The sequence below is a fragment of the Nocardia sp. NPDC058497 genome (genome assembly GCF_042720195.1).
Lineage (GTDB): Bacteria > Actinomycetota > Actinomycetes > Mycobacteriales > Mycobacteriaceae > Nocardia.
Window position 1 is genome coordinate 10,955 of sequence record NZ_JBHXMY010000039.1, and the last position, 9,749, is coordinate 20,703.

Annotated in this window: 11 protein-coding genes; 5 read left to right on the plus strand and 6 right to left on the minus strand. The window is 70.0% G+C overall.

Annotated features, from left to right (window positions below):
* Nucleotides 1–289: 289 nt before the first annotated feature.
* The 3 genes from ACFWPJ_RS05025 to ACFWPJ_RS05035 form a co-directional block, all read right to left on the minus strand.
* A complete protein-coding gene (locus ACFWPJ_RS05025) occupies nucleotides 290–1,702 on the minus strand; it encodes a sensor histidine kinase (RefSeq protein WP_378847316.1) in 1,413 nt (470 codons plus the stop codon).
* Entirely contained in the window at nucleotides 1,689–2,396 is a 708-nt protein-coding gene (locus tag ACFWPJ_RS05030) for a response regulator transcription factor (RefSeq protein ID WP_378847318.1), read from the minus strand. Before ACFWPJ_RS05030 ends, ACFWPJ_RS05025 begins: the two co-directional genes overlap by 14 nt.
* Nucleotides 2,397–2,459: 63 nt before the next feature.
* Nucleotides 2,460–3,041, minus strand: a complete 582-nt coding sequence (locus tag ACFWPJ_RS05035; protein ID WP_378847319.1) for a TerD family protein — start codon at nucleotides 3,039–3,041, stop codon at nucleotides 2,460–2,462.
* 124 nt (nucleotides 3,042–3,165) lie between these two features.
* Here ACFWPJ_RS05035 and ACFWPJ_RS05040 point away from each other — a divergent pair, with 124 nt between their 5' ends.
* The 5 genes from ACFWPJ_RS05040 (at nucleotide 3,166) to ACFWPJ_RS05060 (ending at nucleotide 8,257) form a co-directional block, all read left to right on the plus strand.
* Entirely contained in the window at nucleotides 3,166–4,239 is a 1,074-nt protein-coding gene (locus tag ACFWPJ_RS05040) for a magnesium and cobalt transport protein CorA (protein WP_378847321.1), read from the plus strand.
* A 121-nt stretch (nucleotides 4,240–4,360) separates the two neighbouring features.
* Entirely contained in the window at nucleotides 4,361–6,064 is a 1,704-nt protein-coding gene (locus tag ACFWPJ_RS05045; RefSeq protein ID WP_378847324.1) for a SulP family inorganic anion transporter, read from the plus strand.
* Between the two features lie 255 nt (nucleotides 6,065–6,319).
* Entirely contained in the window at nucleotides 6,320–7,042 is a 723-nt protein-coding gene (locus ACFWPJ_RS05050; protein ID WP_378847326.1) for a HemK2/MTQ2 family protein methyltransferase, read from the plus strand.
* The gene (locus tag ACFWPJ_RS05055; protein WP_378847328.1) at nucleotides 6,999–7,241 is read left to right on the plus strand and encodes a CDGSH iron-sulfur domain-containing protein; all 243 of its coding nucleotides are present in this window, start codon (nucleotides 6,999–7,001) and stop codon (nucleotides 7,239–7,241) included. The genes ACFWPJ_RS05050 and ACFWPJ_RS05055 overlap by 44 nt, the downstream gene beginning before the upstream one ends.
* Entirely contained in the window at nucleotides 7,238–8,257 is a 1,020-nt protein-coding gene (locus ACFWPJ_RS05060) for an iron-containing redox enzyme family protein (RefSeq protein WP_378847330.1), read from the plus strand. The genes ACFWPJ_RS05055 and ACFWPJ_RS05060 overlap by 4 nt, the downstream gene beginning before the upstream one ends.
* Here the strand turns inward: ACFWPJ_RS05060 and ACFWPJ_RS05065 are convergent.
* The 3 genes from ACFWPJ_RS05065 to ACFWPJ_RS05075 form a co-directional block, all read right to left on the minus strand.
* On the minus strand, nucleotides 8,223–8,660 hold the full coding sequence (locus ACFWPJ_RS05065) for an ATP-binding protein (RefSeq protein WP_378847332.1): 438 nt from the start codon (nucleotides 8,658–8,660) through the stop codon (nucleotides 8,223–8,225). The two genes, ACFWPJ_RS05060 and ACFWPJ_RS05065, sit on opposite strands and share 35 nt — an antisense overlap.
* A gap of 95 nt (nucleotides 8,661–8,755) precedes the next feature.
* Nucleotides 8,756–9,178 (minus strand): STAS domain-containing protein, encoded by a 423-nt coding sequence (locus tag ACFWPJ_RS05070; RefSeq protein WP_378847335.1) that lies wholly within the window; start codon nucleotides 9,176–9,178, stop codon nucleotides 8,756–8,758.
* Nucleotides 9,179–9,251: 73 nt separating this feature from the next.
* A partial coding sequence (locus ACFWPJ_RS05075; protein ID WP_378847338.1) for a sigma-70 family RNA polymerase sigma factor occupies nucleotides 9,252–9,749 on the minus strand: 498 nt, incomplete at its 5' end.

The following is a 9,749-nucleotide window of genomic DNA, read 5'->3' on the forward strand; positions in this document are numbered from 1 at the left end:
CTCCCTCCACCTTTAACTGTTTTTAACCGTGTGGGGCCCCCCCTTTATCCTGGGCTGCAGCCCGCCCCACGGGTCGGTGTCCCTGCCTCGACACTGCGCCGGGCCCCGCTGTTTCTCGTGCCGCCCCCCGGGGAGCGGAATGGTCACCGGAATCGGTTGCCTGGCAGCGGCATCCGGACATCGGCCGCCCGCGGACCGCGACGGGTCAGCGCGACGACTTGTCCTCCTCCAGACCGGAAGCGCGGCGCGACGGCTCGATTCCGGTGACCGGACACACGATCGCAATGCTTCATTGCAGCGGTTCCGCTCGTTTGTTTGCGATCTCATGACGAACGTCGTCGCAGGCGGGGATGGTCAGCACGAACCTCGCTCCGCCACCTGGTCGTTCGGTGCAGCGCAGCGTGCCGTCGTGTCCGGCGACGGTCTCGGCGACGAGGGCGAGCCCGATGCCGGTGCCCGCCGTCGCCCGTGACACCGTGACGAACCGGTCGAAGATGCGTTCGCGGTCCTCGGGCGCGACACCGGGTCCGGCATCGTCGACGATCACCCTGATGTCGGCGCCGTCGCGGTCCACCCTGACCCCGGTCAGACCGCCGCCGTGCCGATCGGCGTTGGCGAGCAGATTGACCAGCGCGCGTTCGAGTTCCATCCGCCGCCCGCGCACCGTGCCGGGGTCGCGCACGTCGAGCAGTTCCGGCGGGGTATCGCGGCCCGCGAGCAGATGGGTGAGCAGTTCGGCCGGCGACAGCGGCGACAGATCGGAGCGGTGGATGCCCGCTTCGGCGCGGGCGAGGGCGAGCATGTCGTCGAGCAGTCCGCGCAGGTGGGAGGTCTCCTCGACGAGCAGTCCCAGTGCGGCTTTCGGCCGCTCGGACAGTTCGTCACGATGCCCGGCGAGCACGGTCGCGGTGGTGGTGAGGGTGGTCAGCGGGGTGCGCAGTTCGTGGCTGAGGTCGGAGACAAGGCGCCGTTCGCGCTCGATGCGGCGCTGCAGGGAGTCGACCATGGCGTTGAACGCCTCGACCGTGGTCGCCAGATCCTCGTCCGTGGAGCGCGGCAGGCGCAGTGCGTGTTCACCGGAGGCGATCCGCGAGGCGGCCGCGGCCACCTGCCGCAGCGGGCTGAGCGTGCGTTGGGCGGCCCACGCACCCAGCGCGGCGGCGACGGCGACGGCCAGGACGGCGCACGCGAGCAGGATCCTGCGCAGCATCCGCAGATTGGCTTCGAGTTCCCGCAGCGGCGCGAATTCGTAGAGGACAGCACCGTTGTCGACCTCGGACCAGACCCGCAGATACGGCTGGCCGCCGAGCCGCACGCGGGTGGGCGTGCTCGGGATAGCGTCGGTCGTGTCGATCACCGGTGGTGTCGGTGGGGCGAAGCCGTCGTCGACACCTACGGCCGACCGCTGTCCGTTCCGGTGCAGGAGGGCGAAGTAGCCGGTGGGCAGATGCAGCGATTCCAGCGCCTGCTCGCCGGTGGTCCGCGGGTCGTCGAGGCGTAGCCGCAGCAGCTCCGCGTGGATGCCCACCGCACGTTCGACGGTGCGCGCCCGCTGCGATTCCATGTAGCTGGTGCTGATCCCGTAGACCGATCCGGCCAGCACCACAGCCACCACGCTCGCGCTGAGCACGAACGCCGCCATGACCCGGCCACGCAGGCCACGGAACCGCGAGAATCGGGGAGAACCGTCAGCCTTGGACATCGAGCCGGTAGCCGAGTCCGCGGACCGTGACGATCAAGCGCGGGTCGGCGGCATCGCGTTCGATCTTGGTCCGCAGGCGGCGCACGTGCACGTCGACGATGCGCTCGTCGCCGAAGAACCCACGGTCCCAGATCTTGTCGAGCAGCACCTGCCTGCTCAGCACCAGGCTGTCGTTCTGCGCCAGTTCGCACAGCAGCCGGAACTCGGTCAGGGTCAGGTGCACGTCGCGCCCGTCCAGGCGCAGCGAACCACGCTCCGGGCACAGGATCAGCCGCCGGTCGGGTGCGGCGTCGAGGACGCGTTCGGTGACATCGCGTTCGGTGCTGTTCCTGGTGCGGCGGCGCAGCGCGCGGATGCGGGCGGTGAGCTCCTTGACCTCGAACGGCTTGGTGACGAAATCATCGGCGCCCGCCTCGAGCGCGGCGACCACGTCATGGGTGTCGTCCCGCGCGCTGACCACGATGATCGGCACGTCGTGGTCGCGGCGCACCTCACGAATGCAGGTGTAGCCGTCCATCCCGCCGAGCATCAGGTCGACGATCATCACGTCGGGAACCCCGAAATCCCGGACCTGGTCCAGCGCCGCCTCCGCCCGTTCGGCCTCGGCGACGACATAGCCCTCGTCCTCCATCGCCAGCCGCAGCGACGTCCGAACCCGGGTGTCGTCCTCGACGATCATCAACTGTGCGCTCATCATTACTGCCCTCCGTACCGGCAACCACCGTACGCGGACCGGATGAGCGCGGCGAGGCGATGGCTACTGGATGGCGAATCGCAGCAGCGCCTGCCGGTCGCCCTGTTTGATCTTGCCCTTGCGGTCGAGCACCTCGAGCTGCCAGACCGGGCCGTTGCGGAAGGCCCGCGCGATCGCGTTGGCGTTCTCCTGGCCGAGCAGCGACGGCCAGATGTCGGCGACGGGCTGGCTGTCGGCGCCGGTCGCGTCGTAGATCTTGAACGAGACATTGTTGGCCTTCTCGAACGAGGAGCCCTTCTTGAACGCGGCGGCGACGAACACGATGGCGTCGATACTCGGCGGGACGTCGGCGAAGACGACGTGCACGGTCTCGTCGTCGCCCGACGCCGCGCCGGTCTGTTCGTCGCCGGTGTGCACCACCGCGCCGTTGCCGAGCGGGTTCAGCGAATCCAGGCCGGCGAAGCGGACGGGCTCGCCGCCCTGCATCAGCACGGCGATCAGGTCCAGATCGACGCCGCGCTTGCGCCGCGCCATCCCGAGCAGGCCCCCGCTGGATCCGGCCGACGGATCCCAGCTCACCCCCACACTCATCTTGGTGATGCCGGCGAGGTCGGCCGCGCCGTCTTCCTTCTTCAGCGTAATCACGATCCCAGGCTACGGACTCGCGGAGCAGCCTGCAGGGCAAGCGAATTCGCCGGGGAATCGTCCTCGGCGGCGGCGCAGGCCCGATGCCGGGCTCGACTGTCGCGACAGCACATAGGATCGGGCGGTGTCGTCCGTTCCACAGTTCCGCTTTCGCCGTGTCCGCCTCGTCGCCGAGCCGCCCGTCCACCGGCCTGCCGTCCCCACCGCCCGGGCGATCGTCGACTGTGGTGTCTATGTGGACGGACGACGATTGCCCGGCCGGTTCACCCCGGCGGCCGCGATGGCCGAAGTCCGCAGCAGGGGAACGGGTTTCGTCTGGCTCGGCCTGTTCGAGCCCGACGCGCACCAGATGGGGGAGATCGCCGAGATCTTCGACCTGCACGCGTTGGCCGTCGAGGACGCCGTGCACGGGCGCCAGCGGCCCAAGCTCGAGCGTTACGACGACACGCTGGTCACCGTGATGCGGACCGTCGCTTACGTCGAGCACGACATGCACTCCGTCAGCGAGATCGTCGAGACCGGCGACATCATGGTGTTCACCGGACCCGATTTCGTGGTCGCGGTGCGCCATGGCGCGCACTCGGCGCTGGCCGACGTGCGGCACCGGCTCGAACAGGATCCCGCGCGGATGGCGCTGGGGCCCGGCGCCGTGCTGCACGCGATCACCGACCGGATCGTCGACACCTACATCGTGGTCGCCCAGGCGGTGGAGTACGACGTGGAATCGGTGGAGGAGGAGCTGTTCACCCCGCGCAGCAGGCTGCCGATCGAGTCGATCTACCAGCTCAAACGCGAAATCGTCGAACTGCGCCGCGCGGTGAGCCCGCTGGCCCTGCCGCTGCAGGCGCTGACCAGGCCGGAATCCCCGCTGTCCATGGAGATCCGGCGCTACCTGCGCGATGTGGCCGACCACCACGCCGGCGTCTCCGAACGCATCAACGATCTCGACGAGTCGCTGACCGCGCTGGTCGGCGCCGCCGTGGCCAAGATCGCGATCCAGCAGAACGCCGACATGCGCCGGATCTCCGCCGTGCTCGCGATCCTGGCCGTGCCGACGATGATCGCCGGCATCTACGGCATGAATTTCGATCACATGCCGGAACTGCACCAGCGCTGGGGCTATCCGGCGGTGCTGATCACCATGGCGGTCCTCTGCTCGGGCCTGGTGGTCGCCTTCCGCCGCGTCAAGTGGTTGTGACGCACCCGATCAGTTCCTGGCTTCCGGTCCGGGCACCGAAGGTCCCGCATGCCGGGACTCGCGTCCCGATCCGGTGACGTCGACGGTGTGACCCCGCTGGACGGCGCACAATGTTCGCACGGTGTTGGAGCGAGCACTGCCGGGTCTGCGGCAGTTCCGGAACTATCGGCGCGCATGGCTGCGTTCGGACGTGGTCGCGGGCGTGACGGTCGCCGCGTATCTGGTCCCGCAGGTGATGGCCTACGCGACGGTCGCCGGGCTGCCGCCGGTGGTCGGGCTGTGGGCCACGATCGCGCCGCTGGCGGTGTACGCGCTGCTGGCGACCTCGCGGCAGATGTCGGTCGGTCCCGAGTCGACCACCGCGCTGCTCACCGCCGTCACCCTGGCGCCGCTGGCCGCGGGTGACCCCGAGCGCTACGCGGCGCTGGCCGCGCTGCTGGCACTGCTGGTCGGGGTGCTGTGCCTGGCCGGCGCGGCCGCCCGGCTCGGGGTGCTGGCCGATCTGCTGTCGCGGCCGGTGCTGATCGGTTATCTGGCGGGGACGGCGGGGCTGATGATCGTGGGCCAGCTGGGGCGGGTCACCGGCGTGCCGGTCACGGGGGTCACCTCGATGGCGCAGCTGCGCTCGTTCGTGGCCAACCTCGGCCAGTGGCATCCGGCGACCGCGGCCCTGGCCTTCGTCGTCCTGGCGGCCTTGCTGATCATGGCCCGCTGGACGCCGCGCGCGCCGGGCCCGCTCATCGCGGTGCTGGCCGCGACGGTGGCGGTCGCGGTGTTCTCGCTGCAGCGGTTCGGCATCGGCGTGGTCGGCGAGGTCCCCACCGGGCTGCCGACGCCGGGGCTGCCCGCCATCGCGATGGCCGACGTCATGGCCTTGCTCCTGCCCGCCGCGGGCCTGGCCGTGGTCGGCTTCTCCGACAACGCGCTGACCGCGCGCGCCTTCGCCGCACGGCACGGACAGCATGTGCAGGTCAACACCGAACTCGCCGCACTGGGCGCGACGAATGTGGCCACCGCGCTCACCCACGGATTCCCGGTGAGCTGCAGCGGCAGCCGCACCACCATCGCCGACCTGATGGGGGCGCGCACCCAGCTCTACGCGCTGGTCACCCTCGCTTCGGTGCTCGTCGTGCTGTTCGGCGCCACCGGTGTGCTCGCGCAGTTCCCCGTCGCGGCACTGGGCGCGCTGGTCGTGTACGCGGCGCTGCGGCTGATCGATGTGCGCGAGTTCCGCCGGATCGCCCGGTTCCGGATCAGCGAACTGTTCCTCGCGCTGGTCACCGCGGGCACCGTGCTGGTGCTCGGTGTCCTCTACGGCGTGCTCGTCGCGATCGCGCTGTCGGTGTTCGACCTGCTGCGCCGGATCGCCCGTGGCCACGACGCGATTCAGGGCTTCGTCCCCGACCTCGCCGGCATGCACGACGTCGACGACTATCCGGAGGCGAAACCCCTTGCGGGACTGGTGGTGTACCGCTACGACGCGCCGCTGTTCTTCGCCAATGCCGAGGACTTCCGGCAGGGGGCGCTGGCCGCCGTCGACTGGTGGGCGCGGCGCAGCGGGGAACCGGTGCGCTGGTTCGTGCTCAATGTCGAAGCCAATGTCGAGGTCGACCTGACCGCGCTCGATGCCGTGGAACAGGTGCGGGCCGAGCTGACCGCGCGCGGGGTGGTATTCGCGATGGCGCGGGTCAAACAGGATCTGCGTGTCGACCTGGACCGGTCCGGTCTCACCGAGCGGATCGGCGCCGACCGGCTGTTCCCCACCTTGCCGACGGCGATCGAGGCTTTCCGGTCCGCCGATGACTCGGGCGACCCGGGCCCATGACCGGTCACCGCTCGAGCAGCACCTCGATCAGCGGTCGCCGCGGGGTGGGCGGCCGTTGCCCGTCCTCGGGGGCGATGCCGATCCTGACCACGACCTGTGGCACGCCGGGATGGCCGATCAGGCCGGCGAGCAGGCGCCTGCCCGCGGAGAGTTCGGTGATGTGGGTCAGCGCGCAGGTCGACAGTCCCGACGCGCCGATCGGTATAGCGGCGATCGATGGCCTCCGCGCGGCGATTGGTTCGCCGGATTACGGGCATGCCGAGAGCAAAGGCCCCGTCGACGCGGGAAGAGGGGTACCTCGACGTGATGGTGATCCGCGCGCCGCGTGTCTACCGGCCGCAGGCCGACACCTGGTTGCTGGCTCGTGCCCTGCGCGGGGTGCCCGTGCTGCCTGGCGGCCGGGTTCTGGACGCGTGCGCGGGAACCGGCGTACTCGCCTTGGCCGCGGCGCGGGCGGGGGCTCGCAGCGTCACCGCGGTCGACGTGTCCCGGTCGGCGCTGGCCTCGACGTGGCTGAACTGCCGGCTGCGCGGTGTCGCGGTGGAACTGCTGCACGGTGACTTCGCCTCGGCGCTGCGGCTACCGCGTTTCGACGTGGTGCTGGCCAACCCGCCCTACGTGCCCGCCGAGCACGGCACCGGCCGCGGCGGCGCGCTCGCGTGGGACGCCGGACCGGACGGCCGCAGCGTGCTCGGCCGGTTGTGCGACACGCTGCCGGACCTGCTCACCGAGCGCGGCGTCGGGTTGATCGTGCATTCGGCGCTCAGCGACCCGGAACGCAGCGTGCGCCAGTTGCGCGACCGCGGTACCGACGCGCGGGTGGTCGCCGGGGGCATCGTGCCGTTCGGGCCGGTTATGCGTGCCCGCGCCGCGTGGCTGGCGGCGCACGGCTTCATCACGCCCGGCCAGCGCTACGAGGAATTGGTGGTGATCCGTGTCGACCGAACATTGTCCCGCGTCGTGGGCGACCCCGCCTGAGCCGCGGCGGATCGTGCTCACCGACGACGGGCCAGCACTCGTCGACGGCCCCGTCGATGTCGTCACCGCCGACGGCACCGTGCTGCACTGCGACCGATTCGTGGTGGCGCTGTGCCTGTGCCGCCGGTCGAGCACCTACCCGCTGTGCGACACCAGCCACCGGCGCAGGCGACGCCGCGAACAGGAAGGTGACCGATGAGTTCCACCGTCGTGCCCCGACGCCCGCTGCCTGCCCCGCGCGGCGAGCTGTCCGCCGCCGTCGTCGAATCACTCAGGCGCCCAGCGGGTTCCGCGGTGCCGACCGCCGACGGTGCCGATCCCTACGGTGAGGATCTCCTGCTGACCCTGCACACCTGCTACGAACTGCACTACCAGGGCTTCGCCGCCGTCGACGAGAACTGGGAATGGGACCCCGACCTGCTGCGCCTGCGTCGCGACCTGGAACGGCAGCTGCTCGCCGCGCTGTCGGCCGACGTCCCCGGCGGTGACAACATCGACGCCGAACTCGACCGCCTGCTCGAACCCACCTGCGGCACCGACGGCATCGCCGGCTTCCTCGCCGACCGCGGCACCCCCGACCAACTGCGCGAATACTTCGTGCACCGCTCGATCTACCACCACATCGAGGCCGACCCGTACGCCTGGGTGATCCCGCGCCTGCGCGGGCAGGCCAAGGCCGCGCTGGTCGCGGTGGAATTCGACGAGTTCGGCGGCGGCCGCGGCGATCGCGTGCACGCCCAGCTGTTCGCCGACCTGCTGGCGGGCGCCGGGCTGAACCCCGGCTACCTGCACTATCTCGACGCGGTACCCGCACCGATGCTGGCCCTGGTGGACATGATGTCGCTGTTCGGTCTGCATCGTGGCCTGCGCGGCGCCCTGATCGGGCATTTCGCCGCCACCGAGATCACCTCGTCCCCGGCTTCACGCCGTCTCGCCGACATCACGCGCACGCTGCTGCCGCATCCCGCGTGTGTGCATTTCTATACCGAACATGTCGTCGCCGACGCCGTCCACGAACAGGTCATGCGCCGCGAGGTGATCGCCGAACTGCTTCGTACCGAACCGGAAACGGCGGCGGGGCTCGTCTTCGGCATCCAGGCGACGACCCTGCTCGAAGACCGTTTCGCCGAACACGTCCTCGAATGCTGGCGCGCCGACCGCAGTTCGCTGCGGCGCGAGATCACCGATCCGCGAACAGCCGCCGGACCCGACTGAAGGTGATGGCGACCGGATAACCGCCCCTGTCCTGGTCGTACGGATCGTGGTCGGCGACCAGGTGATCGGTGATCGAGTGCAGCACATGCCAGCCGACTCCGGTTTCGTCGATCGGGTCGATGTCGCCGCAGACTGCGTCCACCGAGACCCGGATCCGGAACTCGTCGGCGATGACATCGCAGTGGATCTGGGACATGGCGACGGCGCCCAGGATCAGGCAGGTCGCCGCCTCGTCGAGTGCGACTCGGATGTCGTCGACCTCATCGACGCCGAAACCGGTTATCAGGGAGGCGGTTTCGGCTAAGGCCCGCAGCATGACGAGCTGCTCGAGATCGGCGTCGATCGTGATGTGGATCGACGTCGCGTGTCTCGACTGCGCAATGATCCGGTCGTTCGAATCCACGGTGGCCTCCTCCCGAGCTGACTGCACCGGAGTGGTTCACCGTGCGTCTACCCAGGAACTGCCGGACCGAAACACCGCGTGGACCGGATCGGCCCTCAGTGTTCGCCTGGCTCGGGCCCCGATGCCTCGTCGAGGGTTTCGTAGCACCGGAACAGCGGCCGGACGCCGACCAGATCGAGCGCCCGCTCCACTTCGCGACTGTCGGTGAGCAGGCGCAGATCGACCTCCGCTGACCAGGCCTCGCACTTGGCCCTGCCGAGCATGGCGGCGACCCGGATGCTCAGGAACTCGGTTTCGCGCAGATCCACCACGACGACGCGGGCGCTGGAATGCACCGCGCGGTCCAGCAGGGTGAAGAACGGCGGCATGCGTGCCGCGTCGAGCTCGGTGCCGGCGTGCAGTACCCAGCAGCCGGGTCGTCCGGGGTCGTGCGGACGCAGCTCGGCTGCGGCGGGCGCCGATGGCCCGCGATACCACCGCAGCCGGCTCGACAACCGGCGATCCAGGACGACAGCCATAGAACCTCCTGAGCGACAGGGTCGGCTGGAGGATCTCAACCTAGAACAATTCTGGCACGCGGCGCCGCCGGTGTCACTGCACCGGTGCCTGCTCGGCGAGCGCCTGCTCACGCAGGAGGCCGAGGGTCCGGGACAGGATCCGGGAAACCTGCATCTGGGAGACGCCGAGTTGCTCGGCGATCTGGCTCTGGGTCTTGGACTCGTAGAACCGCATGACCAGCACGTGCCGCTCCTCGCTGGGCAGTGCGGCGATCAGCGGGCGCACCGTCATCGCGTCCTCGGTGAGCTCGTAGCAGGGTTCCTCCACGCCGAGGGTCTCGGTGATCGCCTGGCTGGCGTTGTCGCGGTCGTCGTGGGTGAATTCGTCGATGGAGTTGGTCTGGTAGCCGTTGGCGGCGACCAGGGCCCTGGTGATCTCGACCAGCTCCACCTCGAGCGCGTCGGCGAGCTCGCGGGCATTGGGCAGCCTGCCGAGCTGCTGGGACAGTTCCTCGGTGGCGGGCCCGACCCTGAGCTGGATCTCCTTGAGCCTGCGCGGGACGCGCACGGCCCAGGTGTGGTCACGGAAGTG

Bases quoted from the DNA above. Each gene is read 5' to 3' on its own strand.
- ACFWPJ_RS05030 (WP_378847318.1), bottom strand. From the start codon at position 2,396: ATGAGCGCACAGTTGATGATCGTCGAGGACGACACCCGGGTTCGGACG.
- ACFWPJ_RS05025 (WP_378847316.1), bottom strand. From the start codon at position 1,702: ATGTCCAAGGCTGACGGTTCTCCCCGATTCTCGCGGTTCCGTGGCCTG.
- ACFWPJ_RS05070 (WP_378847335.1), bottom strand. From the start codon at position 9,178: ATGGCTGTCGTCCTGGATCGCCGGTTGTCGAGCCGGCTGCGGTGGTAT.
- ACFWPJ_RS05050 (WP_378847326.1), top strand. From the start codon at position 6,320: ATGCCGAGAGCAAAGGCCCCGTCGACGCGGGAAGAGGGGTACCTCGAC.
- ACFWPJ_RS05060 (WP_378847330.1), top strand. From the start codon at position 7,238: ATGAGTTCCACCGTCGTGCCCCGACGCCCGCTGCCTGCCCCGCGCGGC.